Origin of the sequence: Serratia sp. OS31 (assembly GCF_014164835.1) — a bacterium.
Taxonomy (GTDB): domain Bacteria; phylum Pseudomonadota; class Gammaproteobacteria; order Enterobacterales; family Enterobacteriaceae; genus Serratia; species Serratia liquefaciens_A.
In genome coordinates, this window is the sequence record NZ_JACJFQ010000039.1 from 1 (window position 1) to 21,131 (window position 21,131).

Consider the following 21,131-nt stretch of genomic DNA (forward strand, 5'->3'; position numbering starts at 1 on the left):
CTGCCCGTAAATTATGCCAGAATTTTTTCCAGGACCTTTTCATCAATATCGGTAAAATGCACTCGTTGATGCATACAGTTGGGCTGATCAATGGTGCATCGCTAACGTTGAGTAGTATTGGGCGATTTTTGCCAGGTAAAGAACAAAATAAAACGTGTTGACCGCTTACTGGGAAATTCGTTGCTCCATCATGACAGGCTCTGTTGCAAAAATCCGGAGGTGATAAGCTCAATGTCACCTTTTGCTGACGGAGCAGCACATGACCCCATTCAAAGACCGGCATTTTCAGCGTGACATCATCCTGTGGGCGGTACGTTGGTACCGCAAATATGGCATCAGCTACCGTGAACTGCAGGAGATGCTGGCCGAGCGTGGTGTTAATGTCGATCACTCCACGATTTACCGCTGGATTCAGCGTTATGCGCCTGAAATGGAAAAACGATTGCGCTGGTACTGGAGTAACCCTTCCGATCTTTGCCCGTGGCACATTGATGAAACGTACGTGAAGGTCAATGGCCGCTGGGCTTATCTTTACCGGGCCGTCGACAACAGGGGCCTCACTGTCGATTTTTATCTCTCCCCGCGTCGTAACAGCAAAGCCGCATACCGGTTCCTGGGTAAAATCCTCAACAACGTGAAGAAGTGGCAGATCCTGCGATTTATCAACACGGATAAAGCGCCCACCTATGGCTGTAGTGGTTGAATAATCAGGACACTAAACTTACATCCAAAATGGAGGTGTTTAGTGAACCAGAAACGAAGATTTACCCCTGAGTTTATGGCTCTACGGGTAGTGACCGGGTAGCTGCGATAACTGCCAACTTTTCTTCCCTCCTCCTTCACGCATAAACGAACGTTTATGCAACCTCTCCTGCTCCAACGTGACGATGCGGCCTTGTGCATTGCAAAAATATATTGCAATATAAAATCAAATGGCAACAGGAAATCGCAATCATGCTCATCGGTTATGCCCGGGTTTCGACACAAGAACAGGATACTCAGGCCCAGATATCAGCACTAAAATCAGCCGGGTGTGAATTGATATTCCAGGAAAAAGCGTCGGGCGGGCGATGGGATCGCCCCGAGTTACAGAGACTTTTGCAGCAGCTACGCAAAGGTGATCAGGTTATTGTATGGAAACTGGACCGTCTTTCCCGCTCGCTGAAGGATTTATTGCTGACGCTGGAGAAGATTGAAAACACGGGGGCGGATTTCCGCAGCATTACCGAAAATATTGACACATCCACTCCGGCTGGAAGGATGATGATGCAGATCGTCGGCTCCTTTGCTGAATTTGAGCGCGCCATGCTTCGTGAACGAACACGGAACGGGCTTGCAGCGGCTCGTCAGGACGGTCGGGTTGGTGGACGGCGCCCCAAATTAACGCCACAGCAGCAAAAAGAGATTGTCTTGCTCGTCACATCGGGTCAGAAAACAGGTGCGGATGCCGCCCGACTGTTCCGTGTTCATCCTTCCACTGTGGTACGGCTTCTCGCCAGACACCGGATGTCTGAGATCAGACAGACATAAATCTATGTGGGGATTTACAGCAGCGCATGGTTCGAAAATCTGACAGCGATGAATTATCGGCACTGCGGGCAGAAAATGTCCGGTTAATTTCGTTACTTGAAACCCATGGGATTGAGTGGCGAATTAAGCCGCAGGTTACGGTGCAAAAATTATCAACCTTATCTACTGCGGACAAAGTTGCACTGTTTCGCCGACTGTTCCGCGGGCGGGACGATGTATGGGCCCTGCGTTGGGAAAGTAAAAACAGCGGAAAATCGGGCTATTCTCCTGCCTGTGCCAACGAGTGGAAGCCAGGTATATGTGGTAAACCGCGGATAAAATGTAGCGACTGCTCTAACCGACATCTTGTTCCCGTATCTGATCCCGTTATCTATCGGCATCTGGCAGGCGAACACACCATCGGTGTATACCCTTTGCTGGAAGATGACTTCTGTTATTTTCTGGCCGTTGATTTTGACGAAGCAGAATGGCAGGCCGATGCGTCAGCGTTTATGCAATCCTGCAATGAACTTGGTGTACCAGCAGCACTGGAGGTATCAAGATCTTGTCAGGGGGCTCATGTCTGGGTGTTTTTTGCGTCCCGCGTTCTGGCCCGGGATGCCCGCCGTCTGGGGACGGCTATTATCAGCCATACCTGTAGCCGGACCCGACAGCTCCAGCTGAGCTCTTATGATCGGTTGTTTCCGAATCAGGATATAATGCCAAAAGGTGGATTCGGTAACCTGATTTCGCTACCTCTGCAAAAAGGGCCGCGGGAGTCAGGTGGGAGTATTTTTGTTGATGCCACCCTCCGGCCTTATCCTGATCAGTGGGCTTTCCTTGCGTCGGTGATACCGATGAACGCTCATGATATTGAGCCTACGATATTACGGGCCACCGGGAATACTCACCCTCTGGATGTGACCTTTATCAACGAAGAAGATTTGGCCACACCATGGAAATCTGAAAAATTATCAGGAACCAGGCTCAACATTTCCTTGTCGGCCCCACTGAAGATCACTCTTGCGAATTTGATCTACTTCGAAAAAACACAATTACCTCAGGCGCTGGTCAACCGACTGATCCGGTTGGCTGCATTCCAGAACCCTGAATTTTATAAAGCCCAGGCCATGCGTATGTCGGTCTGGGATAAGCCCCGTGTAATAGGCTGTGCTGAGAATTACCCTCAGCACATTGCTTTGCCCCGTGGGTGTCTGGATGCCGCGTTATCTTTACTGCGCGACAACAGCATTGCCAGTGAAATCATAGATGAACGATTTGCAGGAGCTGCATGTGATGTGACTTTTCTGGGAAAACTGAGACCGGACCAGGAAGCTGCGGTTTCTGAGTTACTGCTCCATGACTGCGGCGTGCTTTGTGCACCAACCGCTTTTGGTAAAACGGTCACAGCGGCAGCAGCGATCGCCCGTCGAAAAACCAATACACTTGTACTGGTACACCGCACCGAATTGTTGAAACAATGGCAGGAGCGCCTCCGGTTGTTTCTGCAAACCAGTAATGATATTGGCGTTATCGGGGGCGGAAAACATAAACCTGGTGGCGAAATTGATATTGCGGTGATGCAGTCAATATCCAGGCATGGTGAGGTGGACCCGCTTGTTAAAAATTATGGTCAAATCATCGTTGATGAGTGCCATCATATTGGCGCGGTTTCCTTCGATGCCATACTGAAAGAGGCAAATGCCAGATATGTACTTGGTCTGACTGCAACGCCAGTCCGACGGGATGGCTTGCATCCTATCATATTTATGCACTGCGGACCTATTCGTCATACGGCGGCCCGCCCGAAAGAAAGCCCCCATAATCTGGAAGTCGTATCCCGTACCCGATTTACGCCCGGGAATTTGCCATCTGATGCCAGAATACAGGATGTATTCCGGGAAATTGCGATGGATCAGGAGAGAACTTCAGCCATTGCTGGCGAAGCCAGGAACGCTTTCGAACAGGGACGTAAAGTACTGGTACTGACTGAACGCACCGACCACCTGGATGATATAGCATCCGCACTGGCCTCTCTGAAATTATCGCCCCTTGTTCTTCACGGAAGATTATCGAAAAAAAAGCGTACGATGCTTATTTCCGAGCTGAATGCTTTGCCGTCAGATGCGCCCCGTATTCTGCTGGCAACAGGTAAACTGGTCGGCGAGGGATTTGACCATCCGCCACTGGATGCGCTGATTCTCGCCATGCCTGTGTCGTGGAAAGGCACGTTACAGCAATATGCCGGTCGTCTCCACAGGGAGCATGCGGGTAAAACTGATGTCAGAATAATCGATTTTGTGGATTCAGGTTATCCTGCGCTGCTCAGAATGTGGGATAAACGTCAGCAGGGTTATAAGGCGATGGGGTACCGGATCATAACTGAAAATGATTCAGGGCCAGATTCAGGAACACCCGCCAAATTAACATTATGGTAACATTGATAATGGGACGGTAAAATGAAACGGATCTGGGATATTGATGAGCTGGCTGAACACTGGAGTCTGAAGTTTGAAGAAACACGACTGCTCAAAACCAAGCCAGCCAGAAACCACCTGCCATTTGCTGTTCAGCTTAAGTTTTATCAGAATACAGGTCGTTTCCCTTCGACAATCAATGAGATCCCGGAAACGCCACTCCACTATTTAGCTGATCAGCTGGATGTTGATGTCCCCGGGCTTCAGGACTATGAGTGGTCAGGGCGAACCGGGGCACGGCATCGTAAGGAGATCCTTAACTTCCTGGGCATTCGCCGGGTATCAGCGACAGATAAAAACGCGTTTTCAGACTGGCTGATTAATACCCTTTTTCCTCATGGTTCTGATCTCGCTGACGCTACTGAGGCTGCATTTAGCTGGTTTCAGCAGCACCAGGCGGAATGTCCCGCCGATAAGGAACTGGAGCGCCTGGTACGCTCGTCTTTTCAACAGTTTGAACTTCATCTGTACCAGCGCTGCGCTGACAGTCTGTCCACTGAAAGTAAGATATTGATGGAAGCCTCACTGAGCAATGGCGCTGAGGGAGTAAGTTTTGGCGACCTCAAAGCAGACCCCGGGCGTATAGGGCTGGAAAGCGTATTAAAAGAGGTCAAAAAACTCAATTTTATACGTTCACTGCATCTGCCGGTTGATATGTTTGCCTCATTCAGCACAAAAGTGTTGCAACGTTACCGGCAGCGCGTTAACAGCGAAAGTACCTGGGAAATGAGGCAGCATCCCTGGACAATTCGTTACGGTCTTTACGCTGCATTTCTGTACAGCCGTCAGAGGGAGATAATCGACGGGTTGATTGAGTTGTTCATTCAGATCGTCCATCGCCTGTCAGCACGTTCCGAACGCCGGTTGGTTAAAACGCTGCTCGCAGATTTTCAGAAAGTCCATGGCAAAACAGCACTTTTATTCCGGATAGCGGAAGCGGTTTTGAATAATCCTGAGGGGCGGGTTAAAGAGGTTGTGTACCCGATTGCAGGAGAGGACACACTGAAAAGCCTGTTGAAAGAATTTAAATCGTCAGGCCCGGCTTACCAGCAACAGGTTCATAAGATCCTCAGGTCTTCCTACAGCAACCACTACCGCCGTATGCTGCCCAAAATACTGGATGCGCTGACCTTTTGCTCCGGTAACAGTCGCCACCATCCGGTACTGGATGCCCTTGACTGGCTTAAAGATCATGAGAGCAGTGCTCAGCGTTATATACGGCTTGAAGATTCTATTCCCGTGGAGGGCGTGATTCAGCCCAAGTGGCATGATATTGTTATTGAAGAGCATCAGGGCGAAAAGCGAATCAACCGCATAAACTACGAGATATGCGTTATGCAGGCATTAAGGAACCGCCTGCGCAGTAAAGAGATCTGGGTAGTGGATGCTGACCGATACCGAAATCCTGACGATGATCTTCCGCAGGATTTTGATGCTAACCGTGAAAATTATTACCGTGACCTCGGTCAGACCACTGATGCCATCGCCTTCGTATCACAGTTACGTGATGAAATGAATGCCGCTCTGGCAGCTCTTAACCGCGATATGCCCGGAAACCGCAAGGTAAAGATTTTGTCTCAGGGTAAAAACAGGATCTCTATAACCCCCTTTGAGCCCCAGGAGGACCCCGTTAATCTGGCGGGTCTGAAACGTGAGATCGCAGGTCGCTGGCCTATGACCAGCCTGCTCGATGTGCTGAAAGAAGCGGACCTGCGGATTGGATTCAGTGATCATTTTAAAAGCGTCGCAGACCGTGAGAACCTCGACAGAAAAAGTCTTCAGCAGCGTTTACTGCTCTGCCTTTACGGAATGGGGACCAATACCGGTTTAAAACGGGTCAGCGGAGGACGCCACGGGATAAGTTATAAAGAACTGCTGAATGTGCGGCGTCGTTTTGTACATAAGGCAGCATTACGCAATGCCATTGGTCAGGTTGCCCGGGCGATTTTTGCTGTTCGTAATCCTGCCGTCTGGGGAGAAGGGACAACATCCTGCGCTTCGGATTCCAAAAAGTTTGGCTCCTGGGATCAAAATCTGATGACGGAATGGCATATCCGGTATGGCGGCCGTGGCGTTATGATTTACTGGCATGTGGAAAAGAAATCAACCTGTATCTACTCCCAGCTCAAGCGCTGTTCTTCCTCTGAAGTTGCCGCCATGATCGAAGGCGTTTTGCGCCACTGTACTGACATGGATATTGAGCGGCAGTACGTTGACAGCCACGGACAGAGTGAAGTTGCGTTTGCCTTCTCTTATCTGCTGGGGTTTGACCTGCTACCGCGGCTTAAGGCCGTGGCCAGTCAGAAACTCTATCGTACCGGTGATGACAAGCCCGGCGACTATCCAAATCTGGAACCTGTGTTAACCCGCGCCATTAACTGGGAGCTCATCATTCAGCAGTATGATGAAATGATTAAGTATGCCACAGCGTTAAAACAGGGGACCGCAGAGCCGGAAGCCATTTTACGCAGGTTTACCAAAAACAACGTTCAGCATCCGACTTATAAGGCTCTGGCAGAGCTGGGAAAAGCAATAAAAACCATTTTCTTGTGTCGGTATATTGGCTCCGAAGATCTTCGTATTGAGATAAATGAAGGACTAAACGTAGTGGAAAACTGGAACAGTGCAAACGCGTTCATTTTTTATGGTAAGGGCGGGGAAGTGGCGACAAACCGTCTGGAGGAGCAGGAGTTGTCTGTCCTGGCTCTGCATTTGTTGCAGATTTGCCTGGTCTATGTAAACACGCTGATGATCCAGCAGGTACTAAATGAGCCTGTATGGCTGTCACGAATGAAGGCAGAAGACTTCAGGGCACTGACGCCGCTGATTTATGCCCATGTAAACCCCTACGGGATATTCGAACTCGATATGGAAACAAGGCTGCCGATCGAAGCGGTTGCCTGAAAGTTGGCAGTTATCGCAGCTACCCGGTCACTACCCCGTCTGGCAAGACACGGTATCGTGGGGAAGATTTAGGGACGGATCAGAGCTGGCCGGCTCGCTCAAGCAACTGCCGGTAGTAACTTTCCGGATCTCGCTGCAGTAAACCTGGTTGGTCTTTTTTCAGCGCCGCTTCCAGTTGCACAACCTGGTGCGGCATCGCTTTACCGGACCAGCTGACAAATGCCTGATAGAACGGATTGGCTTTTCTCTTTCCCTTCGCGGAGGCGTTGATCCGCCCCTGCAAGCCGTCCAGGACAGCATCAAGACGCTCAGAGTTCTCGATAGTATCCAGTGCGTCTTCCAGTTGGCCAACGGCACGTTCTTTTTCGCGTGCAAGATCCGGACTGACAACCCACCGCTTGATTTGTTTTAGCCGGTTGCGCAGCGAATGCCTGTTTTTGAGGTCAATGCCGATGTGCTCAATGCGTAGGAGGTGTCGTTCGTATTTGGTACGCAGCGTTTCTGTCAGGCCATTTTTGATGGCCCAGGTGCGAAACTGACCGAGCCACTGGCGAATTTCGTCGACGGCGATCCCGCGCGACGTGAAGAATTTTTCGCTGAGCCAGATGCGTAGTGGTTTGTTCTGTCCAGAATCGGTGTCTTTATCATGCAGCACAATGGCGTACTGCAACTGCTCCATGACCGACAGCGCGTTCAGCGCGACGTCGTAGGCTTTTCGTCCATTATGGTACACATGCAACACGCCCATATAGTGAGCGAGCTGCTCCATTGGCGCCATGATCTCAAACGGGTAGTCGCTGTCCGGATTGTAGTCGCAGTTGGCGGCCATAACCTGGCTTAGGGCCGTCAAGGCTTCACAGGCTTCTGAGCGAGCGTGTACGCGCATCGGTTTGGGTACGTAATGGCGATCATTGCGTTTGGTATAGGGAATATAGCCGCTACGACGCAGTTCGACCAAATCAGGGTTGCGGTGCCAATTATGGCTGCTGACACGCGCCACAACTTTCGATGCCATTCCACGTGGGACGGTGCAACTCAGACTCGGCTGGTAACGGCGATGAACCTTTGATTGCCCTTTACGAAGGGCATTGGCTTCTCCGCGGCGGGAAAAGCGCTTGTTGGTGAACGCAGGATCTACTGCGAGCTGACTTGAATTTCGCTCAATCACCCGTTCCTGAGCTTATGCCGAAACGGGGTTGTATTGTTATACGCATACGCTATAATTCTCTACAGGCCAGCGCCTGCTTTACGACCCCTGACTTCTATCTCTTCCGGCAAGTTGATAATAGATTTCAGGGGTTTTTGCGTTCTGGGCGCTCTGGATTCTCCTGCAGGCACCCTTCCCTGGACGTTTAAGGATACGTCCTATCCAATAAATTCAATGCGATATAATCTAACACACTCGGTCGCTTAAAACGATCACGAAGGATCATTTTGAAATCTTAGCAGATAAGCCAACGATCACAAGATCTGTCTGCGGCGATTTGCGTGATCTTCGATCAATAAATCCACGACTTCTTTCATTGGCTTGTTCATCTCTTCCGACAAAGACTTCAGATAGTCCTTATTTTGAGGCTTTATCCACGTATCCAGCTTACTGCTGGTTGCCTTTGTGCGTTCGCGGAAAGCTTGAACATAAGCTGCGCCCGAGCGTCGTTCTCTACGTTTATTTTCCATACAACTGCTCTCTCTCATGGAAACATACTATTGAGGCTATATGTCTATTCCCATGAAGTCAAAGGAGTCGTTACCAAATTTGTTGCAAAAATGAGCGCTATCCATATTGTCGATGGGTAGCTGCACTCTCAATAAACTAAAGACCAGACTCCTTTAGGTACTCTATCGAATAACTTCCCCGTTATCAGCTCGGCGAGCCGGTGATCTGCTGCCGCCAAAAACTCGGCCAATTCCGCTGCCGGTAGCGCCTGGTTATTTTTTTTCTCAATAATTTTTTCCAAAGTGTCACGCGTGCGGCAACGCCGCAAGCGCATCAGGTACTCTTGCTTGGTCATATAATCCCTTAGTAATTGCCTTTCAGCTCGTAACCCTCGGCCCACAGCCTCTCAAACTCTTGCGCATAAACCTTAGCTATATCTGGGGCATCACGAATCACCAGTACGTTCTCAACGTTCTTACGAGCCGCGGCAGTGTAATTAAACGATCCTGTTTCAACGTTACTACCGTCGATAACGATAAATTTGGAATGGAGAGCGGGATAATTACCGTTCAGCCTAACAGGGACTCCACGATTGGATAAGAATTGCGTTGCACTGTAACTTTTTTCACTTTGTTCTCTGTCGGCGACTACGCGAACTGTCACCCCTCGTTTTTGTGCATTGCTCAAAGCAACGGCAATAGGCTTGCTGGTGAAGCTGTATGTCACCATATCGATACTCGAATGAGCATCGTTGATTATGGCCATTACCATTGAATGGGCGTCACCGTAGGGAGAGAATCCAACACTGACGGACGCTGCTGCCCAACATCCAGTTGCGGCACTAAAGAGGCCTACACTCATTATTGTCATTGTCGAGATAACGGCTCTGCGATGAATGATGTCAAACATCAAGCATGTCCTCCAAGCAAGCATGCGACTACAGCAAGAATCGCGAGATGAGCAACATAGGCGCCGGTAAAAAAATTTCGGGAAAGGAACCGCTGATCGGATTGCAGCTGACCCGTTCTTACAAGTCCTATCACTCCAACCGGCAAGATAACCGCCGCCAAACAGTATTCCCAGTTGTTGCCGAAGTTCAAAAGTGCTGCAGAGGCTAACCAGGTGATCGCAAACGCTTCTCGTAGTGGCTGAGCAGACAACCGAAAATACCCATAGCTGCAAGCTAAAAGCATCAAACCCGGTAACGAGTAACTGGTTTCTGAAAGAGGGAGATAGACGACCAAAAGTACGATGACAGCAATAAAGTGAAGGACGCCGCCAGACATCACAAGCCTGAGACACTGCCCGCATACTGCAAATGCAAAAAGAATGTTCAGGTTCCACCAATCAAATCCAGCCGACCGCATAGCAAGCCAATAAACGGGTTGAGCCAGCACAGCCCAAAACCACAATCGGTTGAGGCTAGCTTGAGAGATAAGCGCCCGTCGCGCCAGGTTCATTCCCCAGATAAGACCAAAAAGAGGCAAAACCATACGTCCCATCAGCATTAGCCAAGGGTTAGCCAGCTGTAAGGACCAGTTGAGGTGATCCCCAACCATCGCCGCAAAAGCAAACAGTTTCAACCAGTCAATCTGCGCCGGTGATAGTGCTAAATAGTGTTGAAGGCGAACACCTTGACGTTCATTCAGTAGTTCCATCGAATTACTCCCCAAATGTCTTGTCTTTCAAAATTTCGCGCTCTACCTGCTGGAATCGTTCGAACGCTTTAACATCCTCGGCTACTCGCGCAATGGCGCTGTCTCTATCAAGATCCCGGCCAACGTCAATAACAACTGTGTCCGGGAGTTTTGTTTCTCTACCTGCGCTTGGTGCTTCTTTCGCGACGTCACGTACCACTTCATCTTCTTTTTGCGCACCGGTTAAGACTTTTTCCTGCTGTTCAGCTGCTTTCCGGGTTTGTTCTTCAATCTCCTGCTGTCTCTTTTCTTCCGGTGTTGGTGGCAGTTGATACTCGCCACTTCCATCAACTTTATTCACATCGCCGGCGCGTTTAACAGCATCATCATTCACGATGACTTTCCCGGTAATACGCTGAACGTTGTGCGGTTCCCCTTCCCCCGCCAAACGGATAATTACGCCACTCTCCGGGTTTTGAAATGCAACCTCGAGGGCCTTACTCATGTTTTCAGCTATACGCGTCTCCCCGTTCTGACTGGCCTGCAATGCTGCAAAACGAGCATCTTCACTACCGATCAATCGCGGCTCATTCGCCAGCCATGCGCCCCGGCCCGTCTCTTGATGACGCAAGGTATCGAGGTATACGCCAGCACGCCGACCGTTCGAGTCAAATACAGGTAAGGCTACATGGGGTTCCGGGTATTTCTTACCTGGACGGATGAAACTAGCCATTGATTTGCCATCTAAACCAGATGTGTTTAATAACGCTCTGCCCAGCGCAGTATCTTGAAGTGGGGTAGCAGTCGATAACAGCCTGGTAGCGATCACTGAGGCCATATCATCGTCCCGATGAAGAACGTCGTGAGCGGTGACCTTTAGGGACTGTTTCGAAATGGCGTCCAACCATCCCTCACGATTATCTGTATAGACCTGAACGTGTTCTTTAGATCGCGACAGAGATACATAGGCCGACTCTTTACTCACCATCACAGAACGAGCACCTTCAGTACCCTCGAGCGATATCGAAAATCGCTCACTGGCCCCCTGGGCTCCGAAGTTGGTAACTGCATAGGCAAGATCAATGTGTCTTTCTGCAAACTCTCGTCCCGGATGCAATGTCTTTTCTTGCCTACCATTACTGATCGTCACAGTCCCTTCGTCGACAGCTGAAACTTTCCAACTGCTATTGGCTACATAACCCCGCTCATTATCACTGAGAGTCATACGAACTTTATCGCCGACACTGACAACGATCTCAGAACGATTGAAAATCGACACCTCTTCCTGTGAGCTTTGAAAGCTGGAGAGAAGCCTTTTTCCGCCGTCACTGTCTGTAAGTGTTACTGTGCCATTGGCCTTATCCACTCCGTCGACGGTGTAATACTCACGTTCCAGGTAAGCAGTCTTCCCTACGAATGAGGTGAAAGCATCTGCGCTGCGGAGGGCTCCAGCCGGAATGCTGATCGGAGATAAAACAGGTAACGCTACCTCCCGCTCACCAACATCACCTTTCTTATGCAACTCATCGTGGATCAATGTATTGATTACCTGACGGTCTGCGTTCAAATGCGCAATTGTAATGGTCTGCTCTCTGGCTTCAGCTGTTCGTCCAATAAAGTCATGAACAATGGCTTGAATTACATCTTCCGGCCCCACATTCAATGAAGCGCCAGGACGGCCTTCATTGAGTACAGGTATAGAATCTGTAACCTTTTTGCTCTCATCAGGAATCTTCAGTTCCACAACAGAACTTTCAGGTACCCATGCGCCGCTTTCCCGTGGTACCTGTCCCGGTTTTACAGCTTCGATTTGATCCAAGGCGCCGCGAAAATCACCCTCGATGATGCTGTAGATAGCTGGTTTTAACTCTGGCAACTGGCGCACAATATCTTTCATGACAGCTATGTCGATTGCACTCCTCTGCTGCATTAATTTAAATGGTTGCCCACTGTCAATTGCAGCGAGCTGGTCTACGTCACCACTCGTCACTGCACGGCCTCCACCTTCAGCGATCAAGCGATATGCCTTCTCCATATCTCTGTTACCAAACATCGAGCCTTCATCAATGACGAATAAGGTCTTTGAAAGGTCGACTTTCTCTCCAGACAAAATACGTTGCGAGGTTTCAGATAGAAACGACGCGGCTGTTTGCGCAGGCACCCCAGCCGATTGCATTTCACCCACGGCTCTATGCGTTGGCCCCAGGCCGATGACATTCGGTTTTGCTGAGTCATGGAGCAGGTTAATAGTGCTCATAACCGCTTTAAATTGTGTTGTTTTGCCCACGCCGGCATAACCTTGGATCGCGGTAAATCGGTCCCGGCTTTGCAAAATAAGATTGGATGCATTCCTTTGCCCCGCGGTAAGCCCAGCTAAATTGTGGGCTGGAACCAATGACATTAGTGGCTGAACCTGGTCTTTTCCGTCAGCAATCGTACGAAGTATGCTTTTTTCGAGGTCGTAACTTGCACGGGAAACCAAAAGGTCGGTACCGACACCCACAGCCGTGGGTACATTTATCAGTTCCCCATCTTTAATCTGTCGGTCAACCTCTTTTGAAACGTCATCAAGTTTTACACTACTGTCCCACCCTAGAGATGCTGCCAGTAGGTAGGTACGAGTGAAGGCCAACGTATTGGCTTCAGTTTGGCGCAAACCAAGTGACACTGACTGCTGTGCCGGCGAGTATAAATTGTCTCGCTGTAGCTGCATTGCGGTATCAAGTTCACCATTGCCGGCGCGTGTTTTAACCTGCTCAGTTACAAGAAGATAATTAGGATTATTGGCCAGTTTCTTATCCGCTTTGTTCGTCTCTAGGGCGGTGTAAAGGTGGACTTCCCGACCACTACGCGCCAAGCTATTCAAAGCGGCAGCGCTCATGTCTTTTGCCGCTGCAGCTGCAAATACTGTCGCTTTATCACTAACGCTGGCGCCAATGCCTTCAACGTACCCGTGAGCAACCTTCAAAGCACGTCCGGTATCAAGATCTACCATTTTATTACCGACTTTCAGCTGCAACTTTTCGTCACTGATCCCGACAACAATGCCTCTATCCCCAGCCTTAATACCTGCCTCTCTGTCTTTGGCTAGAACCCGCAGAGTATCGCCCTCTGCCACCGCTAACGTTTTGGCTTGGTATAAAGTCCAACTACTGTCTAACTTCCCAATACGCTCAAGACGTTGCTCACCTGTGTCGATGTTGATCAATGTGAGAGAATTGCTGCGATCAGTGACGCGATCGACAAGGTAACGTTCTCGATTCCGACTCTCGGAGTCATAGCGCTCCATCACCATCCCCGTTCGATAGCTGTCTCGGGATGACCGCGTTTTACTATCCAGCCAGACTGGCGTAATCACGTTGATACTGTGGTCCCTTTGCCCGAGAACCCCCGCTGATTTTAATTCTCCACGAATCGCAGAGGTCAAACTCTGTTGTTCTTTAACTCCACTGACCTGTACCACGGCATGTTCGTGCCGTTGATGGCTCACGACAAAATCTTTGGCGAGACGCTCATATCGCTGATTTTTATCAGCCTCACTAATGACCGCAACTGCAGTTCGTTCACGCCCAGGATATTGATAACGCGGAACATCTGCGTTTTGGAGCACTGATAACGAGTTTCCAATGCCTTTACGCTGTTCCGTATCCATGAACAACACCTGCAGATTTCCATTGCGGCCTTGTTCCAAGATAGAAATGGTTTCCTTCAAGGTTAATTTTTCAGCCTGATCGACCACTAATGTACTGTTAGGGGAAAGTTGGAGACCGGTGGTTAACGTTTGTCTGCCAATCAGAACATCCCCCTGAAACCGCTCGTCCTGGGAAAGGTAATCCTGACTCCGCTTGTCCGGTGATAAAACATGGACTTCACGTCCCATTTCACGCGCCATAGTGAGGGTTTCGGCCAATCGTTCGCGCTGAATAGATGCCCCACCAATCCCCGACAACACGGCAACCGCAGGCTTATCCTGTACCAGAACACTCATCACATCTGAGTAAGGTTTGTCGCGAACAACTGACTGTGACGGAAATGCAAGTACAGTATTTTCCTGTTTAATGTCCTTGGCCATAGCGTGAATGCTGAGCTCATCAACCAAATGAATATCGGAGGTAAATACCCCGTTCTCCCGATCTAAAGGAACAACTCGTTGCTGTTCAATGGCTGTTTCGATACCAGCTCGTGCAAGTTGGAAAACACCAGGTTCTGCCGGCAGTTGACTGACCGTTTTAGCCAACAATTCGGAATACGTAAATTGCACCTTTTTGTCGCAAAGCATCGAAATGGCGGCACCGACCGCAGACGTCACCAACTTCCCAGAATCTTGCTGCAGCGAAGGAGGAAGAGGTTCAACGATCGTTCGTTGCTGTGCAGCAGCAAGATACGATCCCATATCAAAACCGGCATCTTTAAGACGGCCACGCCAATCGACAAGCAGCTCGGCCGGATCAGAAGCAACCTTTGCCTTTCGTGTATCTAATGTCGCAATGTCTCGTGATTTGAGCGACGCATTATCTCCCGCTACAGTATTAATCGCCTGGCTACGCTGTGAGTAGGGTTCGACTGGTACGCCTGACAACTCCCACATGCCGTGCTTTCCAACAATTTCCGTTTTAAACCCCATAGCTTCGACGTCTTGCTTTAGTTCATTGCGATAGATCTTCCCAAAGGCAACTTGATTGGCCAGAATTGTCTCGGAAAAACCCGTTTTGCCAACCTTATCGCTGCTTAATGCTTTCCACTCCCCTTCGCGCTGCGTCGCATTAGCAATAACAGCATGTGTATGCAGCTGCGGATCAAGATCTCGGGAAGTATCATGATTGAATAACGCGGCAACGATATTGCCTGTCAGAACCGTTTCAGTTTTCCCCTCCACGGTTAAACGAGCACTCGCAATACTCTCAACCTGCTTGATTGCAACTTCGACCGCCCTGTTATGAGCCTCAATAAGCCGCTTGTCACCACCAACCAATGCTAATACTGACACTGATTTTGGTGCTGAAAATGTCAAATCATAGCCTGCTCGATGGGTTTCCTTTCCATCTTGAACCCGAGATAAACTGGTACCATCAGGAAGTTTCCCCATCAGCACTTCTGTAAGTTTTTCGTTCTCTACTTTTCCCTCAAGTCCGAGCGCCTTTGCTCCCTCGCCAACCCAACGTGATTCCAAGCTACCGAGTACATAATAATTGTCTTTGTCACTGTAATAGCTGGCGGCACCGGCCGCTGAACCTACAACGCTGAAACTCATCATTAGAGGCGCCCTCCTGGCTCAAGATCGTCAAAGCTACGGGTGTCGCGGTTGTGATTAATATTCAGCTCTTCACGACGAGCAGCGTCTCTGGAATCCGTGTCAGCCCCCCGGCAGTACTCATCGTATGCCTGCAAATCAAATACTTCGCCCTCATCACTTACACCAGGTGGAAGAGGGAGTTCTTGCCGAATTTCATCTTCACGGCCAGCAGAAGCTGCAACTGCAGCTGCAGCTGCAGAAGTGGGTCGATAATTTGAAGGTTTTGCAGATACTGGTTTAGGCCGCTTTGGTATCGGAGGGATTTCGTCAGCCAGAGTCTGTGGCACAGTAGCGGTTGATGATTCTGATTTGTCGTCGTTAATTTTTGCTTCGGGATCGAATAGCCATGCAACATTTGCACTTTCCTTCTCCCGTCGTTCAATTTCATGCTCAATTTCTGGGTCCAGGTGATCCTGGACCTTGCGTTCGACCAGTTCCTCAGCGATCGCTGGCCGTTCTTCATATTTGAGGTCCAGCTTTAAGACTGGATAGTCGCCCGGAAGCGTGACATAGCACGACAGGTCCTCCAGTTTTTGGATATCGGTATAACTGACTATCGATTTTGTTTCTTCGTCCTTGCCAGTGCTTAAACCATCACGGACCTGATCGATACCGAAGCTGGTTTGCTCGCTATAACGTTTGCGAACTGTCTCACCCAACTCATCGCGTACGAACTTTGCCACGTTAGCACTCGGCGATCGGAAGAAGAATTTGGTATTCAACAAATCAAAGAGACCTTCAGCGGCTTTTGGGCCATAGACTTCTTCTAATTGGGGATACGATTGAACCCCTAATCCGAAGCAGCCGCCGAACTTACGGGCTTCGGCAATAATTTCCGGCAATCCAGGTAATTTATGCAGTGATTTAAGTTCGTCATACCAGAACCAAACCCTCCGATGCCGGTTTTCACCCATCGATTGCAGATTGTTGGCAGCAATAGATAGCCACATGGAAATTAGTGGTTTCAGTGATTCATGATGGCGTTGATTTGAAGTAATAAACAAAAAACCATTCCTGCCGCCAGCACGAGCCCCTTTCATCCATTCGCGGATTGTAAATGCCGGCTTGCCTTCACTTTCAATATTTTGCAGGTAGCGAATTGCTTTGACATAGTTAGTTAAAACACCCCGGATCGAGATCGCAGTTTTCTCGATTTTTCCATCAACAAGCGTAGCCGCAGGCGTACCCTCAAGGAATTTCCGAAGTTTATCTATCCCGATAGCCAGTAACATGCGCAGGAATTTATTGTAGGTGCGGTTTTTTTCATGACGGAATTTGTCTGCACCTTCAGCAAAAATTGTCCTGGCAGAACCCTGCCAGAATGGGTCTTCTGATGCCCCCATAGGGATCAGCGTATTCGCCGCCATTTCCATGTCAGACAGTGTTGGGCACTCCTTCCAAAGGTCCCAATTTGCACAACGAGCATCATGTGGGTTTAAGATCACATCGCCCAACGCCGGGTCGTAAAACTCACGAACGAAGGTACACCCTTTGTCATAGATAATTACTAGGTCATTTCGCTCACGACACTGCGCGAGGAATTTTCGTATAAGTTGTGACTTACCTGAACCTACAGTCCCGTGCATGCCGAAGTTCTGAATTTCACTGTCTTTCTTAATCGGGAATTTATCTATTTTGATATCGGATGCTTGCCCGCGCTTCCGCATTACGCGCGCGACCACTGCCGGATCATCACTTAAAACACGTCCGCCAATAACGTCGTCTTCACTCTGCTCCCGCCCTTCCCTACCCAAAAACCAATAAGTAATGATAAAACCCAAGACAAAGGTTGATATCGCTGCAATTAACGCAATAATCAGTTCTTGTTTTAATAGAGCGCCACAATAATTCATGTACGCATCTCTTAAAATGCGTGACGGTGTGTAATATAGAACAGTACCGTAATAGTCAACATGGTAGGTAGGCTCGTTAACAAGATTCTGTCGAATACCGGTAATCATCTTACACCACCAGAACAACCCTCCATTCTTCATATTCTGCCATGTCATACGATAATAGACAGTCAGTGCAAGAACAAACATGCTCGCTATCACCAGATAATATACAACGAGATTTGTAATTTGGCTGAACATGCGAAAACGCATGAACGTGACCTGACCACCATGGGTCATATCCTTCATATTGAAGCTCATTATTACCCTCTGCCCGATAAGAACTTTTTAAAATAAAGGCGTAGCAATGGCGCTTAAGCCATTGCTTTTAATTACTTGAAAATTGATTTGTAAATACAAAACAATCAGTTCGGTTTGTGACCTGAATTACCGTATGTATTTCCTTGGACGTCGACATTGCTCGATGAAATCATTGGGACGCCATTTGCGGGGTTAATCCTAATATTTTCATCATGCCTTTTATGTTCAGTACCACCAGAACCCGTTTCAATGGCTCCCGGTGCAATGATGTTGAAGTCGGTTTTTTTAATTAAAACAAACAACACTCCAGATATCACTATCGATATGACATTGACAATAACACCAAGTAGCGGCGGCAATATAAAAGCGAAAGCATTCATGGTAACAAACGATATCACATAGGTGATTACCATACTGAAAACTGTGTTATTTATAAAAACCAGACCTATATCATCCGCGTGACGGATTGATAAAGAAATTTTCGCTCCAACATTGAGCATCAACCAGTACAATGGTGTGAGTACCGCAATAATGATTAAGTTGTACGGATTGACGTTAGCAGCCCTTACTATAAAGACTACACTTAGAATCAAGCTGATTACGGGGATTACAAGAAGGAATCTCCGCCATGCTTCACTTGATTGAAATAACTTATTTTTTATCATTATTCTTCACCTTGTTTTGGAGCTCACTGGCTCTTTTAGTCATTTCTTCTTGCGAAGCTCCACCAGGTAAAGCATGCATATCATGATTTGCCTGTTCCGAATTTTGATGTCTCTTCTCTTGAGCACTAGCATGCCCTGCCTGCAGTTTATCTTGATTGTTTGATATGTCTTTTTCAGATGCAACCACTGATTTTTCTACTGCCGCAACTCCGGAGCGACTGCTTTCAAAATGTTGATTTACCGTATCTTTAACATCGCTACGTATATTTGCCTGTTCAGTTTTTCCATCGATGACATTTTGGTGTCCCGCATAATCTCCACGGACGCCACCTTCAGAACCCCCGATCCCAACGCCCGCCATCGATTTACCCAATTCACCACTATTGCGAGAGTAGTCAGCATCAACTTTTGGGACAACTTGTTCACTAACAAACGACCTGGCAAGCTGTTCTCGCTGTGCCGCTATTTCTGGAGACGAAGTGTTTGTTAAGAGTGCCTCTGCATTTTCAGGTGATTTCTGTGTTACATAATTTGCGAACTGTTGATTCAAGTTCTCGCTCATCGTTCCACTCATGCTTTCAGTACGTGACGCCATCTCAGCATATTCATGACTACGCGTACTGCTTGAAGTATATTGCTGATAACTATTCTTAGCTTCGCTCAAGGAAGCAGACAACTGATCGACACGAGAGTCTGCATTATTATCAGTATGGTTGCCGGATTGACTCACACGTTCACTTGTGAGCACATCATAGCCCCGTTTAAAGTCAGAAACCGCCTGAGCGCTTTGGTCATGCCGGGAATCATTGCTGGAAGCACCGTGCTGACTTTTAGAATTAGAGTCTGTATTCGAACCCGTAACATCCGCATGCACACCAGCATACCCGGTAACAGAAGCCCCAGTACCAAGCACCTTGAGGCCAGCACTCCCTTCAACACCTCCTCTTGTGTTAGCACCGGCTGAAGCAACCATCGATTGTTGCATCAGTTTATCAGTGGCTTCAGACTCACTGATATTATTCGCCTTGGCATAAGATTCAACGGCAGAGCGCATCGTATGTGCCGCAGTAGATTGATTCGATGCGGTCGAGCTGTCTGCCCCTTTGCTCATCGTATCGCTATTTCCGCGCTGGCTTGAGAATTGCGACAAGGTATTCCATGTACTGGTAACGCTACTGTTATAGCCACTCAATGCTGACTGTGCTTGAACATCGCTCTCTCTAGCCATTTGCTGCGCTGAGCTGGAGACCAGGCGCGATGCATTAATGTCCATTGGAAGTCGTGACATTGCACCTGTACTGTCATAAACGGTATCACCTCCTCCAGTTTGAGTAACGGAACCACCACTCTGCGTAACGCGAGACATTTGACCTGTGGTATACGAGCTATTGGTATCCCATTTATGACCCTGAACATTATCTGTCTGCATATTATTGTAGGCCCAGGTGCCGTCGACGGTATTCGATGCAGCCTGAGATGCAGACCCTTGCATCGCCGACCCCAAATGAGAGCTAATAGTATTCATCCCGCCAGCCATACCTTTAACAATGAAGTAAGAAAGGATCGGGATTGACCAACTCATCCATCCGGCTGTTGTCGCAATATCTGAATAAGATTGCTGAACAGTAGAGATGTTAGACATTGTTACCCTCATACCACCAGTAGTCTGTTTAAGATAGAAGTTCATCGCATTATTAAGTATAGCAAATAATAAGGGCCACACGGATAAATAAAGCATTCCGTAGACATATCCTTTCAGTACTTCTTTTGCAACAATGCTAATTACCGAAAGCATCATAACAATAGGAAAAATACCTATGAGGACACCAGTCAGGACTGTATGAAGCATAGGGACATTTCGAGTTGCAATACTCGCTGATGTAGCCTGCGACATACGCAATTTAGAGAGTGAAGACTCTGTTGATAAATTTACCAAACTTGCCGTATCACCACTTCTGGTCGCATATGCTGAAATACCTTTTCTTATCGCTGAACGAGCAACATTCTTTTTCATTATCTCAGATGCACCCGCACTTCCTTGATAGAAATATTTATAACTATCACCCATTAACTCAGCCATCAGCATACTTGATGTGCTCCCTCGTTCATCACCAAATATTTTCTGCGCGTAATAGCTAAACGTAGCTCCGTTCGTGGATGTGGTTTGTGTCAGCACCTTCTGTAACTCGACAGCAGTTTCCTTACAGGTTCTAAACGTCCCATTTTTATCAAAAATCCCACGCAGAGGGCTCGGGTTTTCAAAAATAGTACTTACTGGGTCATTCGAATACATCAAGCTATCGATTGTGTATTTATGGTTAAGATAAATGTCACCAATAACACAGTTCTGTACGTAATCTGAAAATGTCCCAGCGGTTTCAGAATCAGCAGCCAAATCGAAATCAAATGATTGTGCAATTAAATCCGCACCGAATAACATTCCAGTACGTGTATAGGTTAATGCATCAGGTTGATGAAATACCGATTCATAAGCAAGTACCATCGCATAACCAATACTGGTAATTATTGTACTAGGGAGCACTAACCCTACAGGAACGTTGTCTATCTGATAGATAGCAGTGCGTGACGTAGTATCTATAATTTGAATGGGACGTTTAACGCCAACTAAAATAGTAATTAAAACAAAGATACCAGCCCAACTCAGCATATGGAAAACATTATGAGATTGCACATATGCAGCGGCGGTAACCAATACAGATATGATCCCTGCGATAACCAAAATTGAGTCCCAGGTATCGCTCATCATAAAAGCAGCTATCGCATTAAACGAATCTCGGAACCAAGCTCCGCCAGCGTAGGTATACATGACATCCAT

The 21,131-nt window shown here is 48.2% G+C and carries 12 protein-coding genes and 2 pseudogenes; 5 read left to right on the forward strand and 9 right to left on the reverse strand.

Annotation, left to right across the window (positions count from 1 at the left end):
- Window positions 1-56: 56 nt before the first annotated feature.
- The 5 genes and pseudogenes from H5P17_RS23140 to H5P17_RS23160 form a co-directional block, all read left to right on the forward strand.
- Window positions 57-195: pseudogene (locus H5P17_RS23140) on the forward strand (IS4 family transposase); the annotation flags it as partial.
- Window positions 196-259: 64 nt separating this feature from the next.
- Window positions 260-691, forward strand: a pseudogene (locus H5P17_RS23145) (IS6 family transposase); the annotation flags it as partial.
- Between the two features lie 263 nt (window positions 692-954).
- On the forward strand, window positions 955-1,530 hold the full coding sequence (locus tag H5P17_RS23150; RefSeq protein ID WP_182825449.1) for a recombinase family protein: 576 nt from the start codon (window positions 955-957) through the stop codon (window positions 1,528-1,530).
- 26 nt (window positions 1,531-1,556) lie between these two features.
- Complete coding sequence (locus tag H5P17_RS23155) at window positions 1,557-3,947, forward strand: DEAD/DEAH box helicase family protein (protein WP_182825451.1); 2,391 nt, start codon at window positions 1,557-1,559, stop codon at window positions 3,945-3,947.
- A gap of 21 nt (window positions 3,948-3,968) precedes the next feature.
- Window positions 3,969-6,890 (forward strand): Tn3 family transposase, encoded by a 2,922-nt coding sequence (locus tag H5P17_RS23160; RefSeq protein ID WP_182825453.1) that lies wholly within the window; start codon window positions 3,969-3,971, stop codon window positions 6,888-6,890.
- A gap of 79 nt (window positions 6,891-6,969) precedes the next feature.
- Here H5P17_RS23160 and H5P17_RS23165 read toward each other — a convergent pair whose 3' ends face one another.
- The 9 genes from H5P17_RS23165 to traG all read right to left on the reverse strand — a co-directional run bounded on the left by H5P17_RS23165 (window position 6,970) and on the right by traG (window position 21,131).
- Entirely contained in the window at window positions 6,970-7,905 is a 936-nt protein-coding gene (locus tag H5P17_RS23165; RefSeq protein WP_182825455.1) for a Replication protein, read from the reverse strand.
- A 446-nt stretch (window positions 7,906-8,351) separates the two neighbouring features.
- Window positions 8,352-8,567 carry a hypothetical protein gene (locus tag H5P17_RS23170; RefSeq protein WP_182825457.1) on the reverse strand — a complete coding sequence of 72 codons (216 nt, stop codon included), beginning with the start codon at window positions 8,565-8,567 and terminating at the stop codon, window positions 8,352-8,354.
- 128 nt (window positions 8,568-8,695) lie between these two features.
- Window positions 8,696-8,902 (reverse strand): hemolysin expression modulator Hha, encoded by a 207-nt coding sequence (gene hha, locus H5P17_RS23175; protein WP_182825459.1) that lies wholly within the window; start codon window positions 8,900-8,902, stop codon window positions 8,696-8,698.
- Window positions 8,903-8,910: 8 nt separating this feature from the next.
- Window positions 8,911-9,456, reverse strand: coding sequence for a phospholipase D family protein (locus tag H5P17_RS23180; RefSeq protein WP_255477982.1), 546 nt, complete (start codon window positions 9,454-9,456; stop codon window positions 8,911-8,913).
- Window positions 9,456-10,205 carry a type-F conjugative transfer system pilin acetylase TraX gene (gene traX, locus H5P17_RS23185; RefSeq protein WP_182825461.1) on the reverse strand — a complete coding sequence of 250 codons (750 nt, stop codon included), beginning with the start codon at window positions 10,203-10,205 and terminating at the stop codon, window positions 9,456-9,458. Before traX ends, H5P17_RS23180 begins: the two co-directional genes overlap by 1 nt.
- Before the next feature lie 4 nt (window positions 10,206-10,209).
- Window positions 10,210-15,438: a conjugative transfer relaxase/helicase TraI gene (gene traI, locus H5P17_RS23190; RefSeq protein WP_182825462.1), complete on the reverse strand. Its 5,229-nt coding sequence runs from the start codon at window positions 15,436-15,438 to the stop codon at window positions 10,210-10,212.
- Entirely contained in the window at window positions 15,438-17,630 is a 2,193-nt protein-coding gene (gene traD, locus H5P17_RS23195) for a type IV conjugative transfer system coupling protein TraD (RefSeq protein WP_182825464.1), read from the reverse strand. Before traD ends, traI begins: the two co-directional genes overlap by 1 nt.
- A gap of 104 nt (window positions 17,631-17,734) precedes the next feature.
- Window positions 17,735-18,295, reverse strand: coding sequence for a hypothetical protein (locus H5P17_RS23200; RefSeq protein ID WP_182825466.1), 561 nt, complete (start codon window positions 18,293-18,295; stop codon window positions 17,735-17,737).
- Entirely contained in the window at window positions 18,282-21,131 is a 2,850-nt protein-coding gene (traG, locus tag H5P17_RS23205) for a conjugal transfer mating-pair stabilization protein TraG (protein ID WP_182825468.1), read from the reverse strand. Before traG ends, H5P17_RS23200 begins: the two co-directional genes overlap by 14 nt.